This window comes from Sphingomonas folli, from assembly GCF_019429525.1.
GTDB lineage: Bacteria > Pseudomonadota > Alphaproteobacteria > Sphingomonadales > Sphingomonadaceae > Sphingomonas > Sphingomonas folii.
In genome coordinates, this window is sequence record NZ_JAHXZL010000006.1 from 180899 (window position 1) to 202847 (window position 21949).

Consider the following 21949-nt stretch of genomic DNA (forward strand, 5'->3'; position numbering starts at 1 on the left):
TGACAACACACGTAGGGGAGAACCGCACATGCGCGCCATCATCGTCGCCACCTTGCTGCCGCTGGCGGCCTGCGGCAACAGCTTCACCCAGGACGACGGCCCCGGCATCCCGGGCACCGGCAGCGGTAACCAGCGCAGCTACCAGGTCGCGGGCTTCGACTCGGTCGAGCTGGCCGGCAGCGACGACGTCGACGTGCGCGTCGGCGGCGGCTTCGCCGTGCGCGCCGAGGGCGACGCCGAGGCGCTCGACAAGCTCAAGATCACGCGCGAGGGCAGCACGCTGCGCGTGTCGCGCCGCAGCGGCCGCTCGCGCGGGCACGCGCGCGTGCTGGTGACCATGCCCGCGATCACGGGCGCGAACCTGGCGGGCTCGGGCAACCTCTCGGTCGACCGCGTCGAGGCGCGCGCGTTCAAGGCGAAGCTCGCCGGCTCGGGCAACCTTACCGTGGCGGCGCTGCGTGCCGAGGAGGCCGACGTCTCGATCGCCGGCTCGGGCAACGCCGCGCTCACCGGCCGCTCGCGCACGCTCGCTCTGTCGGTCGCCGGCTCGGGCAGTGCCACGCTGGCGGGGGAGAGCGACCGGCTCGAGGTGTCGGTCGCCGGCTCGGGCGACGTCGCGGGCGAGCGGCTCGTTGCCAAGGCCGCCGACATCAAGGTGATGGGCTCGGGCAGCGTCCGCGCGACGGTCGACGGCCAGGCCGCGGTGATGGCGATGGGCTCGGGCGACGTCGACCTCGGGCCGCGCGCGCGCTGCTCGGTGCGCAAGATGGGGTCGGGCAGCGTGCGGTGCGGCGGCTGATCCTGGCCGTCGCGGCGCTGCCCGCGCTCGCGTCGACGCCGGCGACCGCGGCGGAGCGGCGCTGGCCGGTCGCCACGGTCGAGCGGCTGCGCGTCGAGACTCCCGCGGCGGTGCGGGTCGTCACCGTAGCGTCGGACGGTGCCGGCACCGGCGTCTCGGCGAGTGCGCCCGACCCGGCGTCGCTCGACGCGCTGAAGGTCGAGGCCAGTGGGGGAACGCTGGTCCTGCGCGGCGGGTCGGCCAGCGCGGGCGCCGTGGTGACGGTGGTCGCGCCGCGGCTCGCCGGCGTGGCGGCCTATGCCGCGGCGCGCGTGACGATCGCGGCGATGCGCGGCGAGCGGGTCGAGCTGTCGGCGGCGGCGGGGTCGATCGACGTGGCCGCGGTCGACGCGGCACGACTCAGCGCGACGCTGGCAGGCGACGCGACGATCACGCTCGCGGGCCGCGCGCCCGACGCGACGCTGATCGCCAACGGCATCGGCACGATCGACGCGCACGCGCTGGCGACGCAGCGGCTGACGGTGCGCGGCGCGGGCGACTCGATCGTCCGCGCCGCCGCGTCACAGGCAGCGACGGTGGTCGCGATCCAGGGCGCGCAGGTCAGCGTCGCCGGGCGCCCGCGGTGCGACGTGCGGGCGGTGGCGCCGGCGACGGTGGCGTGCGGACGGTGAGGTGCTGCTGCCGAGTGAGAGCCCGCGTCTCTCCTCTCCGGTCATCCCGGACGTGGTCCGGGAACCACCCGTCCGCTAGAGCAACGGCTGCGAGACCCCGGGGCACCGTGGATCCCCGAACAAGTCCGGGATGACGGAGGATGCAAGGGAGGCCGTGGTGCGCCACTCCCTGGGTCGCGGGCCGCGGCGCCCCCTCACCAGATCCGCACGCGGTCCTTGGGCGCGACATATTGCTTCTGCGACGGGTCGATCTTCCAGGCCGCGTACCAGGCGTCGACGTTGCGCAGCGGGTTGACCGCGCGGATCTGCCCCGGCGAGTGCGGGTCGCTGACGAGCTGCTGGCGCAGGGCCTCGTCGCGGAACAGCGTCCGCCACACCTGCCCCCAGCCAAGGAAGAAGCGCTGGTCGCCGGTGAAGCCGTCGATCACCGGCGCGCGCCTGCCGCCGAGCGAGGCGTGATAGGCGTCGAGCGAGATCAGCACGCCGCCGAGATCGCCGATATTCTCGCCCATCGAGGCGCGCCCGTTGATGTGGACGCCGGGAAGACCGGGGAAGGTGTACGCCTCGTACTGCGCGCCGAGCCGCGCCGCCTGCGCCTCGAACTTGGTGGCGTCCTCGGCGGTCCACCAGTCGCGCAGCACGCCGCGCCCGTCCGACTTGCGGCCCTGGTCGTCGAAGCCGTGGCTGATCTCGTGGCCGATCACGCCGCCGATCCCGCCATAGTTGATCGCGTCGTCGGCCTGGGGATCGAAGAAGGGCGGCTGGAGGATCGCGGCGGGGAAGACGATCTCGTTCTTCACCGAGCTGTAATAAGCGTTGACCGTCTGCGGCGTCATGCCCCACTCGGCCTTGTCGACCGGGCGCGCGACGCGGGCGCGGTCATAGTCCCACTCGAACCGGGTGGCGCGCTCGGCGTTGCCGACGAGGTCGCCGGGGCGCACCTCCAACCCGGTATAGTCGCGCCACTTCGAGGGGTAGCCGACCTTGACGGTGAAGCCCTGCAGTTTGTCGAGCGCCTGGGTCTTGGTGGCGGGGCTCATCCAGGCGAGGTTGCGGATCCGCCCGGCGAGCGCGACGCGCAGGTTGCCGACCAGCGTGTCCATCTTCGCCTTCGACTCGGGCGGGAAGTAGAGCGCGACATAGTCGCGGCCGATGCTCTCGCCGATCGCGTTCTCGGTGAAGGCCACCGCGCGCTTCCAGCGCTCGCGCTGCTGCGGCTGGCCGTTGAGGAACTTGGAGCGGAAGTCGAACTCGGCGTCGACGAAGCGGCGCGACAGCAGAGGCGCGACGTCGTCGGCGGTGCGGAACGCCGCCCAGGCCTTCAGCGTGGCGAGGTCGGTCCCGGCGAACAGCGCCGCGATCTTGGGGAAAGCGGTGTTCTGCGCGACGATCGCGCGGTCCGCGGCACCGAGCCCGGCGGCCTGCCAATAGGCGTCCCAGGGGAAGCCCGGCGCGCGCGCCTTGAGCTCGGCCAGCGTCATCGGGTTGTAGGTCTTGTCGCGGTCGCGGCTCTCGGCGCGCGTCCAGTGCGCCCGCGCGAGCTCGGTCTCCATGGCCACCACGCGCTGCGCCGCCGCGGCGGCGTCGGGCCAGTTCGCCATCGTCAGCATCTGCGCGATATATTGCCGGTAGCGCGCCACCTGCGGCGCGAACTTGGCGTCGAGGTACAATTCGCGGTCGCCCAGGCCGAGCCCCGACTGGCGCAGGTAGAGCGCGTAGACCTCGGGGCGCTTGGCGTCGTCGCTCACCCCGGCGCTGACGAAGCTGGCGCCGAAGCCGCCGACCGAGCGGCCCATCAGCCGCGCGATATCGTCCTTGCTCGTCGCCGCGGTGATGGGGCGCAGCCGCTCGGTCAGCGGCGCGGCGTCGGCGCGCTCGGCCGCGGCGGTGTCCATGAAGCCGGTGTAGAGCAGCGCCGCCTTGGCGCGGTCGGGATGCGCGGCGTCGCCCGCGTCATAGCCGGTGATCAACGCGCGCAGCCGCTGCTCGGAGAGCTCGCGCAGCACCGCGAAGGCGCCGTAGGAGGAGCGGTCCGCCGGGATCTGCGTGCGCGCCGCCCAGGCGCCGTTGACGAAGCGGAACCAGTCGTCGCCGGGGCGGACGCCGCGGTCCATGCCGGTGAGGTCGAAGCCCCAGGCGCCGTAGCGGGTCGCACCGGCGTCGGGCGCCGGCGCCGAAGTGGCCGCGGGCGCGGCCTGCTGGTCGCGGCTCAGCGCGGGGACGGCGAGGAGGAGGCCGGCGGTCGCCGCCAGCAGCGCGCTCTTCAGGGTCAAGGGATCGTCTCCGGGAACATAGTAACTTTTGGTATGACAACGGGGTGGCACGTGCCATCGGCGGAGGCAATAGGCCAGGGCTGCTGCCGGATCATCGGCCGTGATGGGCCGGTCGACGCTTCCCTTCTGGCGCGGCGCGGCTACAGCGGGCGCGCCCGGGCGACCCAGGTCCGCCACCGCACCGCCTCGCGCGCGGTGCCGGGTTCCCGCGTGCGCGGGAACATGGTCGATCCATGGGGGCTCCTGCGCTGGCAGGGGCCCAGGGCCGCCAGGGCGAGGTCGGCGACGCGGAACCCCGCGCGCCGATACGTGATCATGACAGCGAGATCGCCCGACGCATGCCCCTGCCCCGCCTGATCGCCGCGATGCTCGCCGCCCTCGCGCTGGCCGCGCCCGCCGCGGCGCGCGACCGCGGCGCGGTGCGCCCGCAGCCGCCGGCGCGGCTGCTCAACGCGGTCGAGGCGCTCGGCCAGCGCTTCCCCGGCGCGGTCGGCATCTCGGTGCGCGACGTCGATCGCGGCTGGACCGTCTCCTGGCAGGGCGGCGCGCGCCGCCCGCAGCAGAGCGTGAGCAAGCTCTGGGTCGCGCTCACCACCTTCGACGCGGTCGACCGCGGCGCGCTCGGCCTGCGCCAGACCGTGACGGTGCGGCGCGGCGACCTCACCCTGTTCCACCAGCCGATCCGCGCGCGCGTCGGCAAGGGCGGCCTGCGCATCACGATCGCGGGCCTGCTCGAGTGTGCGCTGACGCGCAGCGACAACACGTGCAACGACGTGCTGCTGCGCCAGGTCGGGGGACCCGCGGCGGTGCGGCGCACGCTCGCGCGCAAGGGGATCGGCGGTGTCACCTTCGGTCCGGGCGAGCGGCTGCTCCAGGCGCGCACCGCCGGCCTGACGTGGCGCGACTCCTGGGCGGGGGGCGACGGCTTCCTGCGCGCGCGCGCGCGGCTCAGCCTCGCCGCGCGGCGCCGCGCGCTCGACCGCTACGTCGCGAGCCCGCCCGACGGCGCCTCCGCCGACGGCGTCACGCTCGGTCTGGCGCGGCTGGCGCAGGGGCGGCTGCTGAGCAAGGCGTCGACCGCGCGGATGCTCGCGCTGATGCGGGCGAGCCGCACCGGGCCGCTGCGGCTGCGCGCCGGGCTGGGGCGCGGCTGGACGCTCGCGCACAAGACCGGGACGGGGCAGGAACTGGCGGGCACCGCGACGGGGACCAACGACGTCGGCCTGCTCACCGCGCCCGACGGGCATCGCTACGCGGTGGCGGTGCTGATCGCGCGCACCCGCGCGCCCTTGTCGGCGCGGCTGCGGCTGATGGGGGACGTCACCCGGGCGGTGGTGCGCGCGCACGGCTGAGTCGGCGGATTGATCCGAGTCACTGGCGTCGCGGCGAAAACCGGCGCAGCCTGCGGTCCCACCCTCCGGAGACCTGCCGCATGCGCCCTGCCCTGACCGCGCTCACGCTCGCCCTGCTCGCCCCGCTCGCGCTCACCGCCGCCGCGCCCAAGGCGACGCTCGACCCGCGTATCGCGCTGTACGAGCTGCGTACCTATTACCCCGCCCCCGGCAAGCTGGCCGCCCTCAACACGCGCTTCCGCGAGCATACGCTCGGCATCTTCAAGCGCCACGGCATGACCAACGTGGCCTATTGGAACGAGCTGCCCAGCGCCGACTATCCCGAGGGCCGCGTGGTCTATGTCCTCGCTTATCCCGACCGCGCCGCGCGCGACGCCGACTGGAAGGCGTTCGGCGCCGACCCCGAGTGGCAGAAGGTCGCGGCGGCGAGCGAGGTCGACGGCAAGATCGTGACCAAGGTCGACAGCGTGTTCATGACGATGACCGATTACTCCCCGCCGCTGCGGCTGAGGTGAGGCGCACCAGATCCTCCCCGGCACGGGGAGGGGACCAGCCGCAGGCTGGTGGAGGGGGGCTCCGCGAACGCTGCGCTGCGGGGAGAGCCCCCTCCACCACTCGCCTTCGGCGAGCGCCCCCCCCCTCCCCGCCGAGCGGGGAGGATCTGCTTCGGCCAAGCTCACGCTCTACGGCACCGCATCGCGCCTCGTTCGTTGTGCCCCCCGGATCCAGCAGGAGACAGGCCATGGCCGATACCGCCACCACGTCGAACAAGAAGACCGCGCTGACCGACTCGCTCAAGACGCATTTCACCGGCGACGCGCCGCTCACCGAGAAGGCGCGCGGCTTCGCCAAGGAGCGGCCGTGGACCAGTGCCGCGTTCGTCGGGGTCGCCGCGCTCGCGGTGCTCAACACGCTGCGCGGCCGCGGCTGACGCGCGCCGGCGGCCGCGGCGCTCAGTTCGCCGCGGTCGCCGCCCCGGCGGGCGGGTCGGCCGCGACCGGCAACCACAGCGCGCTCGCCGCGTCGCCGCCCCGGCGCACCGTCTGCGTCGCCTTCACATAGTCGCTCGGACGCGCGTCCATGATCGACGGCACCCAGCTCTGCGGGTTGCGGTCGTACAGCGGGAACAGCGACGACTGCACCTGCACCATGATGCGGTGCCCCGGCAGGAAGACGTGGTCGACGTTGGGCAGCGACCAGTCGAACTTGTAGGTCTTGCCCGGCGTCAGCGCGGCCGGCGTCGCGAAGCCGCCGACGTAGCGGCCGCGGAAGATCTCGATCCCGAGCGCGAGCTGATAGCCCGCCATCGCCGGGTTCGCGCTATTCTCCTCCGGGTAGACGTCGATCAGCTTGACCACGAAGTCGCCGTCGCGCCCCGTCGTCGCGGCGCGCAGGTCGACCTTGGGTGCCCCCTTGATGTGGACGGGGCGGTCGAGCACCGCGCCGGTGTAGCTCAGCACGTCGGGGCGGCCGTCGACGAAACGCTGGTCGTGCACCAGCCAAGTGCGCCACTCCTCGCCCTGCATGTGGATCGGGCGCGGCAGCATCGGCACCGGCTTGGCGGGGTCCGAGACATAGCTGTCGCTCCCCGCGGCCGGTTTCTGCCACGACAGCGTCGCGTTCGCCGCGAGGTACAGCGGCGTGTACTGGCCCGCGGGCCAGCGCGGCGACACCTCCCAGCGGTCCTCGCCCGTGGCATAGGTGAGCACCGGCGGGGTGTCGCACGGCGCCGGGTCGGTCTTGAGGTGGCAGTCGAGGAAGGGCTTCATCCAGCGCGTGCGGAACTGGCGCCCGGTGTCCCCCTCCCACTTCAGCGGGCCGAGCTCGCGCGCCTCGTAATTCACCTGGGAGTGGCGCCACGGGCCGATCACCAGGCTGACGAGCCGGTTGTCGGGGTCCTGTCCCTCGAGCGCCTGGTAGACCGCGGGGGCGCCGTAACTGTCCTCCTGGTCCCACTGCCCGACGACCAGCATCGTCGGCACCGTCAGCTTGCGCGCGCCGAGCAGTTTGTCGACCGCCTGGCCCTGCCACCAAGAATCGTAGCTGGGATGCTCGAGCACCTTGCGCACCACCGGCAGGTCGAGCAGCCCGTAGCGGCGCGCGTAGTCGCCCGCCGAGCCGGCGGCGAGATAGGCGGCGTACTCGTCCCCGCCGCCCTTGGGCACCGCGCCGCCGCCCGACTTCACGGTCTGCGACAGGTCATAGTCGAAGCCGAAGGTGCGGAAGGCGCCGTTGTGGAACCAGTCGTCGCCCATCCAGCCGTCGACCATCGGGCTCTGCGGCACCGCCGCCTTGAGCGCGGGATGCGGGTCGATCAGCGCCATCAGCGAGGTGAAGCCGAGGTACGACGAGCCGGTGATGCCGACCTTGCCGTTGCTCTCGCGCACGTTCTTCACCAGCCAGTCGATCGTGTCATAGGCGTCGGTGGCGTGGTCGACCTTGGTGGGGTTGAGCGGGCCGCGCAGCGGGCGGTTCATGACATAGTCGCCCTCGGACTTCCCCAGCCCGCGCACGTCCTGGTAGACGCGGATATAGCCGTCGTCGACGAACTCGGCGTCCGCGACGGGGAGGATCTCCTCGATATGCTGGCTGCGGTTGCGGCTGGTCGCCTTGTCGGCGTCATAGGGCGTGCGGCTGAGCAGGATCGGCGCGTCGTGCGCGCCCTTGCGATACACGATCACCGTGTACAGCCGCGTGCCGTCGCGCATCGGCACCATCGCGGTGCGGCGGACGTAGTCGGCCTCGGGGCGGACCCAGTCGTAGCCGGCGACCTGCTCGTTCGCCATGGTGTCGGTGGGCGCGCGCTGCGCGCTCAACACCCCCGGCAGAGCGGCGGCGAGCAGGAACGGGGCGGCGCGGCGGGCGAGCGGGAGGCGGCGGGTCATGCCGCCTGAGGTGCCGGGACGCGCGCGCGCGGTCAAGCGCGCGGGCGCGGTCTTGGCAGCCCCGCGCGACCTGCTATTCGTTGCGTAGAGACAATAGGTTGCGGCATGCACGTCCCCGATCCTCCTGTGCCCGCCGTCACCGCGCTGGGTGACTATGACTGGGCGTCCACCCCGCTGGGCGCCCCCGCGGGGTGGAGCCCGGCGCTGCGCGCCGCGGTGGCCGAGTCGCTCGCCGCGCGCGCGCCGGCGGACCCGCCCGCCCCGAGCGCCGCGGCGGCGCTGGACGCGCTGTTCGACGCCGCCCCGCTCGGCCTCGGGATCTGGGACCGCGAGCTGCGCTTCGTCCGCGTCAACGCCAGCCTGGCGCAGATGAACGGCCTGCCGCCCGAGGCGCATATCGGCTTCACCCCGCGCGAGCTGCTGCCCGACATCGCCGGGATCGACGCGCTGATGGAGCGGTGGCGCACGATCGTCGACACCGGGGAGCCGTGGCTCGACGTCGAGGTCCATGGCGGCACCCCCGCGAACAGCGACAAGCAGCGCAGCTGGCGCGAGCATTTCTTCCCGATCCGCAGCGGTGACCGCGTCGTCGGCATCGGCGCGGTGGTGGAGGAGACGACCGAGCGCGCCCGCGTCGAGGCGGCGCTGCGCGCCAGCGAGGCGCGCTTCCGCGAGTTCGCCGAGGCCTCGTCCGACGTGCTGTGGCTGTTCGACATGGACAGCGCGCAGTTCGAGTATCTCAGCCCGCCGCTGCGCAAATTGTACGGCGTCGCGGCGGCGGCGAGCGGGCGCGGCGCACCGCTCCGCTTCGACTGGCGCGCCTCGATCGTGGAGGAGGATCGCGAGGTCGCCGCCACCACGCTGCGCCGCGTCCGCCAGGGGGAGCGCGTCACGCACGACTTTCGCGCGCGCATCCCCGGCAGCGGCAAGGTGCGCTGGCTCAAGAACACCGCCTTCCCGCTGCGCGAGCCCGACGGCCGCGTCAGCCATATCGGCGGCATCGCGCAGGACGTCACGGAGGAGCGCGACACCGCGGCGCGGCTGCAGATGCTGATCGGCGAGCTGCAGCACCGCACGCGCAACCTGATGGGCGTGATCCAGGCGGTGGCGGAGAGCACGCTGGAGGCGAGCGCCGACCTCGCCGACTTCGCGCGCGCCTTCTCGGCGCGGCTCGACGCGCTGTCGCGCGTGCAGCAGCTGCTGTCGCGGATCGAGGGGCTGGAGCGGGTCGGCTTCGACCAGCTGCTGCGCAGCGAGCTCGCCGCCTTCGGCGCGCTGCCCGAGGAGGACGCGCGCGTGTCGCTCGCCGGGCCGCGCGGCGTACCGCTGCGCTCGGGCGGGATCCAGACGCTGGCGCTGGCGCTGCACGAGCTCATCACCAACTCGGTCAAATATGGCGCGCTGAGCCAGCCCGGCGCGACGCTGTCGGTGCGCTGGGCGCTGCTGCCGGTCGCCGCGGGCGAGCGCCCGCGGCTGCGCTTCGACTGGGAGGAGCGCGGCGTCGCCATGCCGGCGCGCGACGACTCCCCCGAGCGCGTCGGCCAGGGGCGTGAGCTGATCGAGCGCGCGGTGCCCTATCAGCTCGAGGCGACGGTCGACTATGCGCTCACCGCCGACGGCGTGCGCTGCGCGATGGTGCTGCCGGTGTCGCAGACGCTGGCGAAGGGCGCGGCGGCGTGACCGCGCTCGCCGGGCTGCGCGTGCTGGTGGTGGAGGACGAGTATCTGCTCGCTCGCCAGCTCGAGCGCGCGCTCCGGCGCGACGGCGCCGACGTGGTCGCGGTGGCGCCCTCGGTCGCGGCGGCGCTGGCGGCGCTGGCGGCGGGGGCATTGCCCGACGTCGCGGTGCTTGACCTCAACCTCGCCGGCGAGAAGGCCTATCCCGTCGCCGCCGCGCTGCGCGCCGCGGCGATCCCCTTCGCCTTCGCCAGCGGCTATGACGCGGCCGACCGCGATCCCGCTTACGCCGACGCGCCCCACCTCAACAAGCCGCTGACCATGGCGACGCTGCGCGGCTGCCTCGCGCGGCTGGTCGGGCGCGCGGCGGGATGAGCGCCACCCCGGAGACGATGATGAGCGACGCCCGACCCACCCGCCGCACCCTGCTCGGCGCCGCGGCCGCCGCGGCGCTGCCGTCGTCGGTAATGGCCGCGCCCGCCGCGACCCGCGCGCTCTATGCCGGCGGCTATGACAAGGAGGGCGGGGCCGGGCTGCTGCCGCTCGACTATGTCCCGGCGACCGGCGCGTGGCGAGCGTACGCGCCGGTCGCCGCCGCGCCCGACGCCTCGTGGGGCGTGCGCCACCCGGACCTGGGGCTGCACTATCTGGTCCAGGAAGGCAGCGCCGGGAAGGTCGCGGTGTTCCGCCGGCGCGGCGACGCGTGGCAGCGGCTCGCGCTGGTCGGCTCGGGCGGCGCCGACCCGTGCCACCTCGCGCTGAGCGCCGACGGCGGCGCGCTGGCGGTCGCCAATTACAGCAGCGGCAGCGTCGCGCTGATCCCGCTCGACCGGCGCACCGGCCTGCCGCGCGCGGCGGCGCAGGTGGTGGCGCATCGCGGGCGCGGGCCCGACGCCGAGCGCCAGGCCGCGCCGCACGCGCACTGGGTCGGCTTCAGCCCGGACCGGCGATGGCTATGGTCGGTCGACCTCGGCGCCGACACGATCTTCGCGCACCGGCTCGACGCCGCGGGGACTCGGCTGGGCGAGACCCGCGCGGCCTATCGCGCGGTGGCGGGCAGCGGGCCGCGCCACCTCGCCTTCCACCCGCGGCTGCCGCTCGCCTATCTCGTCGCCGAGCTCGACAACAGCGTGACGGTGCTGCGCCGCGGTGCCGACGCGCGCTTCACCGCGCTGGCCCGCCACGCGACGCTGCCGACCGGCTTCGCGGGCAAGAGCAGCGCCGGCGCGATCGCGATCGACCCGCGCGGGCGCTGGCTCTACGCCTCCAACCGCGGCGCCGACAGCGTCGCGGTCTACGCCATCGCCGCGGACGGCGCGCTCGCCCCGACCCAGCACGTCGCCTGCGGCGGGCGCTGGCCGCGCCACCTGCGCGTGCTCGACGGCCGGCTGCTCGTCGCCAACGAGCGCAGCGGCACGATCGACGGCTTCAGGATCGGGACCGACGGGCGGCTCGCGCCGTTCGGAACGGCGGCGCGCGCGCCCGGCGTCGCGTTCGTCGGGGAGGCGTGAGGGGCTGACGCGCTCATCTCCCCGCGAGGGGAGGAGGACGCGTCCTCAGCCCGCCTCGGCCAGCAGCGCCCTGGCCTGCGCCCCGGTCCAGTCGAGGTCGCCGGTCACGCGCCAGATCTCTTTGCCCGCGGCGTCGTACAGGATCGTCGTCGGCAGGTTGGCGCCATAAGCGGTGCTCAGCGCCAGCTTCTCGTCGAGGAACGGCTCGAGTCTGGCGAAGCCGCGCGCCTTGAGGAAGTCCTTCGCCTTGGCGGGCTCCATGTCCTGGCTCACCGCGACGACGCGGACCTTGCCCGCCAGCGTGCCGGCGGCCGAGTCGAGCGTCGGCATCTCCTTGACGCAGGGCGCGCACCAGGTCGCCCACAGGTTGACCAGCAGCGGCCGGCCGCCGCCCAGACTGGCCAGGGTGGTCGGCGCGCCCGTCAGCGTGGTGAAGCTCGCGCCCGGCGCCGCCTCGCCCTTGTGGCTGCGGTCGACCTTGTCGGGGCGTGCCGCGCCGCTGGCGGGCACCTCGTCCGCGCTGGCGGCGGTGGTGGCGGCGTTGCCGCCCGCGGCTTGCCCGCCGCCCCCCGAGCCCTTATCGCACGCGCTGACCGCCAGCGCGGCGCCGAGGAGACAGACGATCGCGACACGCGAGACCATGAGCGGTTCCAACCAGATGTGGGGCGGGCGCTTCGCCGAGGGTCCGGCCGCCGTCATGCGCGAGATAAACGCCTCCATCCCCTTCGACAAGCGGATGTGGCGCCAGGACGTGGCGGGCAGCCGCGCGCACGCCGCGATGCTGGGCGCGCAGGGGATCGTCTCCGCCGCGGACGCCGCCGCGATCGACTCGGGCCTCGCGCAGGTCGCCGATCGCTACGCCGCCGAGGGCGTGCCCGACGATCTCGCGATGGAGGACATCCATATGCTGAGCGAGGCGCGGCTCGGCGAGGTGATCGGCGGCGCGGCGGGGCGGCTCCACACCGCGCGCAGCCGCAACGACCAGGTCGCGACCGACTTTCGCCTGTGGGTGCGCGACGCCACCGACCAGGTCGTCGCCGCGCTCGACCGACTCGACGACGCGCTGCTCGCGCGCGCCGAGGACCATGCCGCCAGCGTGATGCCGGGCTTCACCCACCTCCAGTCGGCGCAGCCGGTGACGCTCGGCCACCATCTGATGGCCTATCACGAGATGGTGCGGCGCGACCGCTCGCGCTTCACCGACAATCGCGCGCGCGCCAACCTCTGCCCGCTCGGCGCGGCGGCGCTGGCGGGCACCGGCTTCGCGATCGACCGCGACGCCACCGCGCGCGCGCTCGGCTTCGACGCGCCGACGCGCAACAGCCTCGACTCGGTCAGCGACCGCGACTTCGCGCTCGACTATCTGATGGCGGCGAGCCAGTGCGCGCTCCATCTCTCGCGGCTCGCGGAGGAGTTCGTGCTGTGGGCGTCGCAGCCCTTCGCCTTCGTCGCTCTGTCCGATCAATGGTCGACCGGCAGCTCGATCATGCCGCAGAAGCGCAACCCCGACGCCGCCGAACTGGTGCGCGGGCACAGCGGGCGGATCACCGGCTGCCTCGTCAGCCTGATGGTCACGATGAAGGGGCTGCCGCTCGCTTATTCCAAGGACATGCAGGACGATAAGCCGCCGGTGTTCGAGGCGCACGACCTGCTCGCGCTGTCGCTGGCGGCGATGACCGGGATGGTGGAAAGCGCCACCTTTCGCACCGAGCGGATGCGCCAGGTGGCCGAGAGCGGCTTCGCCACCGCGACCGACCTCGCCGACTGGCTGGTGCGCGAGGCCGACGTGCCGTTCCGCGAGGCGCACCATATCACCGGCCGCGCGGTGGCGCGCGCCGAGGCGCTGGGCTGCACGCTCGACCGCGTGCCGCTCATGGAGCTGCAGGCGATCGACGCGCGGATCACCGACGCGGTGTATGACGTGCTGTCGGTCGACGCCTCGGTGGCGAGCCGGCGCAGCTTCGGCGGGACCGCGCCCGACAATGTCCGCGCCGCGATCGCCGCCGCGCGCGCGGAGCGGGCGGGAGAGGTGGCATGACGAGGCACCGATCACTCGTCGCGCTCGCGTGGGCGACCGTGCTGGCGGGGTGCGGCTCGACCCAGGCGCTCAAGCCGGCGCCGGGCACGCCGCTGCCGGTGGCGCCTTATGGCGCCGCCGCGACCCCCGGGATCAACGATCTGCTCACCCCCAGCGTCCAGGCGCGCCCGCGCCGCACCGGCGAGGTGCTCACCCGCTCGCAGGAGCGCCAGAGCGACGAGTACGATCTGCCGCCGCGGTGAGGGCGCGGCGGCATGGATCTGGAGCTCTCCACCTACACGCCGTCACCCCGAACTTGTCTCGGGATCCACTGGCCCGCATACGCCGCCGCCGAAGGTTGTGCGGCACCGTGGATCCCGAAACGAGTTCGGGATGACGCCAGGAGATGGGCCGGTGGCGGGAGCGATAACCTGCACCGTATGTGTCACGCCGACGCGCGAACCACGCTAGAAGAGATCCGATGGACCATTTTCACTATCGCGACGGAGAATTGTGGTGCGAGGGCGTGCCGCTCGCGGGCATCGCCGCGGACGTCGGCACCCCGGTCTACGTCTATTCCGCCAACGCCTTCCGCGACCACGCGCGCGCGTTCCGCGCCGGCTTGGCCGGCGTGCGTGACGCGCATCTCGCCTATGCGATCAAGGCCAACCCCAACGTCGCGGTGCTGCGCCTGCTCGCCGCCGAGGGCTATGGCGCCGACGTCGTCTCCGGCGGCGAGCTGGCGCGCGCGCTCGCCGCGGGGATGCCCGCCGAGGCGGTGGTCTTCTCGGGCGTCGGCAAGACCGAGGCCGAGCTGGTGCGCGGGCTCGACGCCGGGATCGGTCAGTTCAACCTCGAGCTGGAGGAGGAGGGCGAGGCGCTCGCCCGGCTCGCCGCGGCGCGCGGGCTGACCGCGCGCGCGGTGCTGCGCGTCAACCCCGACGTCGACGCCGGCACCCACGCCAAGATCTCCACCGGGCGCAAGGAGAACAAGTTCGGCGTGCCGATCGACCAGGCGCCGGCGATGTTCGCGCGCCTCGCCGCGCTGCCCGGCCTCTCGCTCGAAGGGGTCGCGATCCATATCGGCAGCCAGCTGTTCGATCTGGCCCCGCTGGAGGCCGCGTATCGGCGCGTCGGCGAGCTGGTGGCGGCGCTGCGGGCCGCCGGGCACCGCGTCTCGCGCGTCGATCTCGGCGGCGGGCTCGGCGTGCGCTACAGGGAGGGAGACGAACCGCGCTCACCGGCCGAGTATGGCGCGATGGTCGAGCGCGTCACGCGCGACTGGGACGTCACGCTGATGTTCGAGCCCGGGCGCGTGATCGCGGCCAACGCGGGGGTGCTGCTCACCCGCGTGATCTGGGTCAAGCCCGGCGTGGTGAACCCCTATGTCATCGTGGACGCCGCGATGAACGACCTCGCCCGACCCGCGCTGTACGACGCCTGGCACGACTTCGATCCCGTCGTGCCGAGCGGCGAGCGAGTCACCGCCAACATCGCCGGCCCCGTGTGCGAGACCGGTGACACCTTCGCGATGGCGCGCGAGATCGACCGCGTCGCCAAGGGTGACCTCGCGGTGTTCCGCAGCGCGGGCGCCTATGGCGCGACCATGGCCTCGACCTACAACAGCCGCGCGCTGGTGCCCGAGGTGCTGGTCGACGGCGACCGTTTCGCGGTGGTGGCGGATCGGATCGCGGCGGAGACGATCCTCGCCGCCGAGCGCGTGCCCGAGTGGCTGTGACGCGGTGACCGCCCCGCGCGACGACGGGCCGGCGCTGCCGAGCCTGCCGGTGTTCCTCCGGCTGGCGGGACGACGCGTGATCCTGGTCGGCGACGGCGAGCCGGCCGCGGCCAAGCGGCGGCTGCTCGAGCGCGCCGGCGCGGTGATCGTCGACGAGGCGGACATCGAGGCGCGACTCGCGGTGGTCGCCGACGACGAGGCCGCGGTGGCGCGGCTGCGGGCGCGCGGCGTGCTCGTCAACGCGGTCGACCGCCCCGAGCTGTGCGACTTCACGCTGCCCGCGATCGTCGACCGCGCGCCGGTGCTGGTCGCGATCGGCAGCGCGGGCGTGTCGGCGGGGCTGGCGGCGGCGCTGCGCCAGCGGCTCGAGGCGCTGCTGCCCGCGACGCTGGGCCGGCTCGCCGAGGCGCTGCACGCCGCGCGGCCCGAGCTGCGCGCGGCATTGCCCGACGGGGGCGAGCGGCGCCGCGCGATCGGCGCCGCGCTCGCCCCCGGCGGCGCGCTCGACCCGCTCGGCGCGCCCGCGCTCGACGAGGTGACCGCGGCGGTGATCGCGGCGCGGCCCGCCACCGGGCTGGCGCGCGTGCGGCTGCGCTCGCACGACCCCGACGAGCTGACCCTGCGCCAGGCGCGCCTGCTCGCCGCGGCGGACATGGTGACCCACCGCCCCGATGTCCCCGCCGCGATCCTCGATCGCGCGCGCGCCGACGCCGAGCGGGTCGAGTGCGGCGCGCCGCCGCTCGCCCCCGCGACCGGGCTGGTGGTCGACCTCGCGATGGAGGAGGAACGATGAGCGGCACCGCGTGGCGCCTCACCGGCGAGGGCAAGGTCGAGGAGATATCCGTCAAGGGCGCGCTCGGCTGCGGCGCACCGTTCGTCTGGGTCCATCTCACGACCAACGCCGAGCACGCGCAGACGTGGCTGCGCGACGAGGCCGGGCTGCCGACCTATATCGTCGACTCGCTGACCGCCGCCGAGACGCGCCCGCGCGCCGACAAATTGGCCGATGCCGCGTTCGTCAACCTGCGCGGGCGCACCGACGAGGAGCTGGACGGTTCGGACATGCTCGCCTCGATCCGCATCTGGGCGGCCAAGGGCCGGGTCGTCAGCGTCTCGCGCAAGCATCTGGTCGCGCTCGACGAGGTGGTGGCGCAGATGCGCGACGGCGCGATCCGCGACCCCGGCGACCTGATCAGCGCCTTCGCCACCGAGATCACCGAGGACCTCGACCCCGTGGTCGCCGACCTCGGCGACTGGCTCGACGACTGCGAGCAGAAGATGGCGGCGGAGCATATCTTCGAGCTGCGCCGCGGCGTCACCAAGGTGCGGTCGGAGGCGATCAACTATCGCCGCTTCCTCGCGCCGCAGCGCGCCGCGCTGGAGAGACTGGCGACGCTGCCGGGCGACTGGCTGGCGGAGGACGACCGCGCGCACCTCTCCGCCGCGGCCGACCGCGCCGCGCGCATGGCCGAGGAGGTGGAGGCGATCCGCGAGCGCGCCGCGCTGGTGCACGAGGCGCTGACCGACCTGCGCGCCGAGCAGCTCGACCAACGCGGGCTGGTGATCGCGATCGCGGCGATGGTGTTCCTGCCGCTGACCTTCCTCACCGGCCTGTACGGGATGAACGTCGAGGGGCTGCCCTATGCCAAGGAGCCCTGGGCGTTCGACGCGATCGCGGGCGTGTGCGCGCTGATCGCGGCCGGGACGGTGGTGTATTTCCTGCGGCGCCACTGGTTCCGCTGAGCGTCGGCGAGACCGCTCCTCCCGGCCCTGGGCTCCGGCGTGCGCCGGAGAACAGGGCCAGTCGTCCACGGCGTCCTCTCGCCCGTCGGGTCGGACCCTCGGTCCCGGCCGGGCGGGCTCGACCGAGGCTCCGTCAGGCGAGCGTGATACCGACGTCCAGGTTGCCGCGGGTCGCGTTCGAATAGGGGCAGATCTGGTGCGCGGTCTCGACCAGTTGCTGCGCCTCGCCGCGCTCGACCCCCGGCAGGTCGACGAGCAGGTCGGCGGTGATGCCGAACCCGCCCTCCGAGCGCGGGCCGATGCCGACGGTCGCGGTCACCTTGGTATCGGCGGGCACCTTCACCTTCAGCTGCTGACCGGCGACCTTGAGCGCGCCGATGAAACAGGCCGAATAGCCCGCGGCGAACAGCTGCTCGGGGTTCGCGCCCTCGCCGCCGGCGCCGCCGAGCTCCCTGGGCGTGGAAAGGGCGACCGCGAACGTGCCGTCCTCGCTGCGCGCCTCGCCGTCGCGTCCGCCGGTGGCGGTGGCGCGGGTGCTGTACTTGACGTCGATGGACATGGTTGATCTCCTATCGTGATAATGATTGGCTCGATATGTATCCTTTATCTTCCGGCGGAGGCGGTGTCCAGCCAAATTTGTATCGCGATAAGGAATGGGCTATGTCGCGGGAAAGGATGACGTGATGCCCGCCCCGCTGCCGCTCGACCAACAGCTCTGCTTCTCGCTCTACGCCGCCAGCATGGCGGTGGGGCGCGCGTACAAGCCGCTGCTGGACGCGCTCGGCATCACCTACCCGCAATATCTCGTGCTCCACGCGCTGTGGGAGCTGGACGGGCGCAGCGTCGGCGCGATCGCCGAGCGGCTCGCGCTCGAGTCGAGCACGGTGACGCCGCTGGTCAAGCGGATGGAGACGGGCGGGCTGGTGACGCGGCGGCGCAACCCGAGCGACGAGCGCCAGGTCCAGGTGTTCCTCACCGAGGCGGGCCGGACGATGCGCGACCGCTGCGGCTGCCTCGCCGAGCGGCTGGTCGAGCGCTCGCGGCTCTCGGTCGACGATCTCGCCGCACTCAACGCGAAGGTGCAGGCGCTGCGTGACTCGCTGGTGGCGACCGCGGCGGACTGAGATGCGGCTCAGCGCCGACGGATCGCGCGTCGGCGTGCGCCGGAGCCCGGTTCAGCGCGGATGGATCTCACGTTCCGCCTCGTCGTCGCGCAGCGCGGCGGCGATCCAGTCGCGCACGACGCGCACGCGCGCCAGCGTGGCAGCCTCGCCGCGCAGCTCGGTCCGGCCGGACGGGGCCGGCGCGGCCGCGTCGCGGCGCGCCGCCGCGGCACCGCCGCGCCCGGCCTGGCGCTCGCGCGCGAGCAGCTGCTGCACCCCGCGGATGGTATAGCCCTCCGCGCCGAGCAGCGCGGCGATCCGCTCGATCAGCGCGACGTCGGCGGGCCGGTAATAGCGGCGGTTGCCCGCGCGGGTCACCGGACGGAGCTGCGGGAAGCGTTCCTCCCAGTAGCGCAGCACGTGCGGGGCGACCCCGGTCGCCGCGGCGACCTCGCCGATCGTCCGGAAGGCGGCGGCGGATTTCTCGTCCGACGCCACGACCGTCAGCTGGCGCCCGCGATGCGGTCGCGCATCATCTGGCTGGCGCGGAAGGTGAGCACCCGACGCGGCGCGATCGGCACCTCGACGCCGGTCTTGGGATTGCGCCCGATCCGCTCGCCCTTGTCGCGCAGCACGAAGGTGCCGAAACCCGAGATCTTGACGTTCTCGCCCTCGGCCAGCGCGCCGCACATCTTCTCGAGGATCTGCTCGACCATCCGCGCCGAGTCCGCGCGCGAGAGACCGACGCGCCGGTGCAGCGCCTCCGCCAGATCAGCGCGCGTGAGCGTGCCAGCATCCACCATGACCGCGTCCCCCCTTCGAGACTAAAAGACTGTCATTACGGTCCGTTATAATGCAATCGTTATCTTGTCGATCGGGGACCACCAGTCAGGGTCAGTAGCGGAGCACCGCCGCGCCCCAGGTGAAGCCGCCGCCCATCGCCTCCAGCACGACGATATGGCCCGGGCGGATGCGCCCGTCGCGCACCGCCTGGTCGAGCGCCAGCGGCACCGAGGCGGCCGAGGTGTTGGCATGCTGGTCCACCGTCATCACCACCTTCCCGGCGGGCAGCGACAGCTTGCGCGCGGTGGCGTCGAGGATGCGCGCATTGGCCTGATGTGGGACGACCCAGTCGACGGCGTCGGTCGACAGCCCCGCCGCGACGAGCGCCTCCTCCATCACCGCGGCGAGGTTCACCACCGCGTGGCGGAACACCTCGCGGCCCCTCATGCGCAGCTTGCCGACCGTGCCGGTGGTCGAGGGGCCGCCGTCGACGTAGAGCAGTTCGTTGTGGCGGCCATCGGCGTGGAGCCGCGTCGCCAGGATGCCGCGCGCGGCCGGGTCGGCATTGTCGTCGGCCGAGTCGCGCGCCTCGAGCACGATCGCGCCGGCGCCGTCGCCGAACAGCACGCAGGTGGTGCGATCCTCCCAGTCGAGTATCCGGCTGAAGGTCTCGGCCCCGATCACCAGCGCGCGACGATGCGCGCCGGCGCGGATCATGCTGTCCGCCACCTGCACCGCGTAGAGGAAGCCCGAGCAGACCGCGGCGACGTCGAACGCGACACAGTCGTTGATCCCCAGCATCGCCTGCACCTTGGTGGCGGTGGCGGGGAAGGTGTTGTCGGGCGTGGCGGTCGCCAGCACGATCAGGTCGACGTCCTGCGGCGTCACGCCGGCGGCGGCGATCGCGGCGACCGCGGCGTCGCGCGCCAGCGTCGCGGTGGTCTCGCCCTCGCCCGCGATGTGGCGGAAGCGGATCCCGGTGCGCTCGACGATCCACTCGTCCGACGTGTCGACCCGCTCGGCCAGCTCGGCGTTGGAGACGCGGCGCGCGGGGAGAGCGGAGCCCGTCCCCGTCAGCACGGCACGGATCATGCGGCGGCCTTCGCTTCGAAGTGGCGCAGGTCCTCGGCGATGCGGCGCGCGAGATCGGCCTTCACCATCTTGGCGGCATTGCCGATCGCGGTGGCGACGCCGACCTCGTTGGCGCCGCCGTGGCTCTTCAGCACCAGACCGTTCAGCCCCAGGAAGACCGCGCCATTGTGGTTGTTGGGATCGAGATGGTCGCGCAGCAGCTCGGTCGCCGGGCGCGAGATCAGGAAGCCCAGCTTGGAGCGGACCGAGCTGGTGAAGGCGCGCTTGAGCAGGTCGGCGACGAAGCGCGCCGTGCCCTCGGCGGTCTTGAGCGCGATATTGCCCGAGAAGCCGTCGCACACGATCACGTCATGCTCGCCGCGCGACAGCCGGTCGCCCTCGACGAAGCCCGCGAAGTTCATCGGCAGATGCCCCGCGGCGCGCAGCATCTGCGCGGCGTCGCGGATCTCCTCGGTACCCTTCTGGTCCTCGCTGCCGATGTTGAGCAGCGCGACGCGCGGCGACTCGAGGTCGAGCGTGGTGCGCGCATAGGCCGCCCCCATCACCGCGAACTGGACGAGGTTGCGCGCGTCGCACTCGGTGTTGGCGCCGAGGTCGAGCACCACCACGTCGTTGTCGCCCAGCGTCGGCAGCAGCGCGGCGAGCGCGGGCCGATCGATCCCGGGCATGGTGCGCAGCGACAGCTTCGCCATCGCCATCAGCGCGCCGGTGTTGCCCGACGACACCGCCGCACCGGCGCGGCCCTGCTTCACCAGGTCGATCGCGACGCCCATCGAGGTGGTCCGCGCGCGGCGGATCGCCTGGCTGGGCTTCTCGTCGCCCGCGATCACGTCGGGGGCGTGGACGATCTCGGAATGCTGCGAGAGGTTCGGGTGGCTCTTCAACCCCTCGGCGATCGCCGACTCGTCGCCCACCAGCAGGAAGCTGACGTCGTCGAAGCGGCGGCGCGCGCGCGCCACCCCGGCCAGCATGACCGCCAGCCCCTCGTCGCCGCCCATCGCATCGACGGCGATCCGGGACCTGTCGGACATCACTGGACCCAACTCCTGATGCTCAGCCGCGGGAGACCCGCGGTCAGGCGTCGACCGCGACGACCTCGCGACCGTTGTAGTGACCGCAGGCGGTGCACAGGTTGTGCGGGCGCTTCAGCTCGCCGCAGTTCGGGCACTCCTGGAACGCCTCCACCGAGAGCGCGTCGTGCGCGCGGCGCATGCCGCGGCGGGAGGGGGAAGTCTTTCGCTTGGGGACGGCCATCGCGGCACCTTGATCTGTCTAAGAGTTCGTAACAGCGACGAGCCGATGTCCGAGGCCGCGCGGCCGACGCGTTGGCCGGCCGCGGCGGACAGCCGGGCATCGGCTCGTATCGCGAAGCCCCGCGCCTATAGCGATTTCCGCCACTGTTGCAAGTCGCCGTCACCTGTCTCTCCGCTGCGTCATCAACGAGCGAGCGGCGCAATTGATGCCGCCGGCGCCGGAGCACAAGCCCCTCACGCCCCGCGCGGATCCCCCGTGGCGCAGGTCATTGCGCGAGCACCCGGTCGCTCACGAACATATTGTGCCGGCGCTCGTGCGCGAAGGTGCTCGGCTGGCCGTGGCCCGGGATGAAGGCGGTGGCGTCGCCGAGCGGCCACAGCTTGGTGGTGATCGACTCGATCAGCTGCGGGTAATTGCCCTGCGGCAGGTCGGTGCGCCCGATCGAGTTCTGGAACAGCACGTCGCCCACCTGCGCGAAGTTCGACGGCGCGTGGTGGAAGATGACGTGGCCCGCGGTGTGGCCCGGGGTGTGATAGACGTCGAGCACCAGTTCGCCGACCCCGACCGTGTCGCCCTCGACCAGCCAGCGGTCCGGCTCGAAGACGGTCCCCTCGATCCCCCATTGCTGGCCGTCCTCGTCGAGCCGCGCGAGCCAGAAGCGATCGTCCTCGTGCGGTCCCTCGATCGGCACGCCGAGCGAGGCGGCGAGCGGCTTGGCCGCGCCGGCATGGTCGATATGGCCGTGGGTGAGCAGGACCTTCTCCACCGTCACCCCGGCGCGCGCGATCGCGGCGGTGATCCTGGGCAGGTCGCCGCCGGGATCCACCACCGCGGCGCGCATCGTGGCGGTGCACCAGATAAGCGTGCAATTCTGCTCGATCGGCGTGACCGGGATGATCGCCGCGCGCAGCGGGGTATCGCTCATTGCTCGCTCCTGGGCTCGCGCCTGGCGCGGTCCGGGGCGCCGCGCGCGCCCCGCATAGCCGCGGCGGGCGCGCTTGTCACAGCCAAGCATACCGCCGCCGGGAGCTCGAATCGACGTCGTTCCCGCG

Annotated in this window: 24 protein-coding genes; 14 read left to right on the top strand and 10 right to left on the bottom strand. The window is 73.3% G+C overall.

Annotated elements, in window-relative coordinates; all coding sequences use genetic code 11:
* Nucleotides 1-28 precede the first annotated feature (28 nt).
* Both KZ813_RS10965 and KZ813_RS10970 read left to right on the top strand, forming a co-directional pair.
* Nucleotides 29-799, top strand: a complete 771-nt coding sequence (locus tag KZ813_RS10965; RefSeq protein ID WP_219755022.1) for a head GIN domain-containing protein — start codon at nt 29-31, stop codon at nt 797-799.
* Nucleotides 787-1470, top strand: a complete 684-nt coding sequence (locus KZ813_RS10970) for a GIN domain-containing protein (RefSeq protein WP_219755023.1) — start codon at nt 787-789, stop codon at nt 1468-1470. The genes KZ813_RS10965 and KZ813_RS10970 overlap by 13 nt, the downstream gene beginning before the upstream one ends.
* Nucleotides 1471-1664: 194 nt before the next feature.
* Here KZ813_RS10970 and KZ813_RS10975 read toward each other — a convergent pair whose 3' ends face one another.
* Entirely contained in the window at nt 1665-3743 is a 2079-nt protein-coding gene (locus KZ813_RS10975) for a M13 family metallopeptidase (protein WP_258046655.1), read from the bottom strand.
* A 338-nt stretch (nt 3744-4081) separates the two neighbouring features.
* Here KZ813_RS10975 and KZ813_RS10980 point away from each other — a divergent pair, with 338 nt between their 5' ends.
* The 3 genes from KZ813_RS10980 to KZ813_RS10990 all read left to right on the top strand — a co-directional run bounded on the left by KZ813_RS10980 (nt 4082) and on the right by KZ813_RS10990 (nt 6026).
* Nucleotides 4082-5095, top strand: a complete 1014-nt coding sequence (locus tag KZ813_RS10980; RefSeq protein WP_258046656.1) for a serine hydrolase — start codon at nt 4082-4084, stop codon at nt 5093-5095.
* Between the two features lie 80 nt (nt 5096-5175).
* Nucleotides 5176-5610 (top strand): NIPSNAP family protein, encoded by a 435-nt coding sequence (locus tag KZ813_RS10985; protein WP_219755024.1) that lies wholly within the window; start codon nt 5176-5178, stop codon nt 5608-5610.
* 227 nt (nt 5611-5837) lie between these two features.
* Nucleotides 5838-6026 carry a hypothetical protein gene (locus tag KZ813_RS10990; RefSeq protein WP_183922252.1) on the top strand — a complete coding sequence of 63 codons (189 nt, stop codon included), beginning with the start codon at nt 5838-5840 and terminating at the stop codon, nt 6024-6026.
* 22 nt (nt 6027-6048) lie between these two features.
* Here the strand turns inward: KZ813_RS10990 and KZ813_RS10995 are convergent, their stop codons facing one another.
* A complete protein-coding gene (locus tag KZ813_RS10995; protein WP_219755025.1) occupies nt 6049-7980 on the bottom strand; it encodes a CocE/NonD family hydrolase in 1932 nt (643 codons plus the stop codon).
* A 105-nt stretch (nt 7981-8085) separates the two neighbouring features.
* Between KZ813_RS10995 and KZ813_RS11000 the strand changes: the two genes are divergently transcribed.
* Genes KZ813_RS11000 through KZ813_RS11010 form a run of 3 tightly spaced genes read left to right on the top strand, consistent with a single transcriptional unit; the run spans nt 8086 to nt 11167 of the window.
* Nucleotides 8086-9660, top strand: a complete 1575-nt coding sequence (locus KZ813_RS11000) for a sensor histidine kinase (protein WP_219755026.1) — start codon at nt 8086-8088, stop codon at nt 9658-9660.
* A complete protein-coding gene (locus KZ813_RS11005; RefSeq protein WP_308461861.1) occupies nt 9657-10031 on the top strand; it encodes a response regulator in 375 nt (124 codons plus the stop codon). The genes KZ813_RS11000 and KZ813_RS11005 overlap by 4 nt, the downstream gene beginning before the upstream one ends.
* A gap of 20 nt (nt 10032-10051) precedes the next feature.
* Entirely contained in the window at nt 10052-11167 is a 1116-nt protein-coding gene (locus tag KZ813_RS11010) for a lactonase family protein (protein WP_219755027.1), read from the top strand.
* 45 nt (nt 11168-11212) lie between these two features.
* On the opposite strand, the gene KZ813_RS11015 is transcribed toward KZ813_RS11010, so the two are convergent.
* Nucleotides 11213-11809 (bottom strand): TlpA family protein disulfide reductase, encoded by a 597-nt coding sequence (locus KZ813_RS11015; protein WP_219755028.1) that lies wholly within the window; start codon nt 11807-11809, stop codon nt 11213-11215.
* A 16-nt stretch (nt 11810-11825) separates the two neighbouring features.
* Between KZ813_RS11015 and argH the strand changes: the two genes are divergently transcribed.
* The 5 genes from argH (at nt 11826) to KZ813_RS11040 (ending at nt 16665) form a co-directional block, all read left to right on the top strand.
* Nucleotides 11826-13205: an argininosuccinate lyase gene (argH, locus tag KZ813_RS11020; protein ID WP_219755148.1), complete on the top strand. Its 1380-nt coding sequence runs from the start codon at nt 11826-11828 to the stop codon at nt 13203-13205.
* Nucleotides 13202-13447, top strand: coding sequence for a hypothetical protein (locus KZ813_RS11025; protein ID WP_183922270.1), 246 nt, complete (start codon nt 13202-13204; stop codon nt 13445-13447). Before argH ends, KZ813_RS11025 begins: the two co-directional genes overlap by 4 nt.
* A gap of 218 nt (nt 13448-13665) precedes the next feature.
* Nucleotides 13666-14922 (top strand): diaminopimelate decarboxylase, encoded by a 1257-nt coding sequence (gene lysA / locus KZ813_RS11030; protein ID WP_219755029.1) that lies wholly within the window; start codon nt 13666-13668, stop codon nt 14920-14922.
* Nucleotides 14923-14926: 4 nt separating this feature from the next.
* Nucleotides 14927-15715 (top strand): NAD(P)-dependent oxidoreductase, encoded by a 789-nt coding sequence (locus tag KZ813_RS11035; protein ID WP_373369272.1) that lies wholly within the window; start codon nt 14927-14929, stop codon nt 15713-15715.
* Nucleotides 15712-16665 carry a zinc transporter ZntB gene (locus KZ813_RS11040; protein WP_219755030.1) on the top strand — a complete coding sequence of 318 codons (954 nt, stop codon included), beginning with the start codon at nt 15712-15714 and terminating at the stop codon, nt 16663-16665. Before KZ813_RS11035 ends, KZ813_RS11040 begins: the two co-directional genes overlap by 4 nt.
* Before the next feature lie 133 nt (nt 16666-16798).
* On the opposite strand, the gene KZ813_RS11045 is transcribed toward KZ813_RS11040, so the two are convergent.
* A complete protein-coding gene (locus KZ813_RS11045; RefSeq protein ID WP_219755031.1) occupies nt 16799-17224 on the bottom strand; it encodes an organic hydroperoxide resistance protein in 426 nt (141 codons plus the stop codon).
* 124 nt (nt 17225-17348) lie between these two features.
* Here KZ813_RS11045 and KZ813_RS11050 point away from each other — a divergent pair, with 124 nt between their 5' ends.
* The gene (locus KZ813_RS11050) at nt 17349-17789 is read left to right on the top strand and encodes a MarR family winged helix-turn-helix transcriptional regulator (protein ID WP_219755032.1); all 441 of its coding nucleotides are present in this window, start codon (nt 17349-17351) and stop codon (nt 17787-17789) included.
* Nucleotides 17790-17840: 51 nt separating this feature from the next.
* Here KZ813_RS11050 and KZ813_RS11055 read toward each other — a convergent pair whose 3' ends face one another.
* The 6 genes from KZ813_RS11055 to KZ813_RS11080 all read right to left on the bottom strand — a co-directional run bounded on the left by KZ813_RS11055 (nt 17841) and on the right by KZ813_RS11080 (nt 21822).
* On the bottom strand, nt 17841-18266 hold the full coding sequence (locus KZ813_RS11055; RefSeq protein ID WP_219755033.1) for a MerR family transcriptional regulator: 426 nt from the start codon (nt 18264-18266) through the stop codon (nt 17841-17843).
* A gap of 5 nt (nt 18267-18271) precedes the next feature.
* Nucleotides 18272-18571 carry an integration host factor subunit alpha gene (locus tag KZ813_RS11060; RefSeq protein ID WP_183944491.1) on the bottom strand — a complete coding sequence of 100 codons (300 nt, stop codon included), beginning with the start codon at nt 18569-18571 and terminating at the stop codon, nt 18272-18274.
* Nucleotides 18572-18662: 91 nt separating this feature from the next.
* Entirely contained in the window at nt 18663-19643 is a 981-nt protein-coding gene (locus KZ813_RS11065; protein WP_219755034.1) for a beta-ketoacyl-ACP synthase III, read from the bottom strand.
* The gene (gene plsX, locus KZ813_RS11070; protein ID WP_219755035.1) at nt 19640-20674 is read right to left on the bottom strand and encodes a phosphate acyltransferase PlsX; all 1035 of its coding nucleotides are present in this window, start codon (nt 20672-20674) and stop codon (nt 19640-19642) included. Before plsX ends, KZ813_RS11065 begins: the two co-directional genes overlap by 4 nt.
* 43 nt (nt 20675-20717) lie before the next feature.
* Complete coding sequence (gene rpmF, locus KZ813_RS11075; RefSeq protein ID WP_022688053.1) at nt 20718-20897, bottom strand: 50S ribosomal protein L32; 180 nt, start codon at nt 20895-20897, stop codon at nt 20718-20720.
* Between the two features lie 265 nt (nt 20898-21162).
* Complete coding sequence (locus KZ813_RS11080; protein ID WP_219755036.1) at nt 21163-21822, bottom strand: MBL fold metallo-hydrolase; 660 nt, start codon at nt 21820-21822, stop codon at nt 21163-21165.
* Nucleotides 21823-21949: the final 127 nt, after the last annotated feature.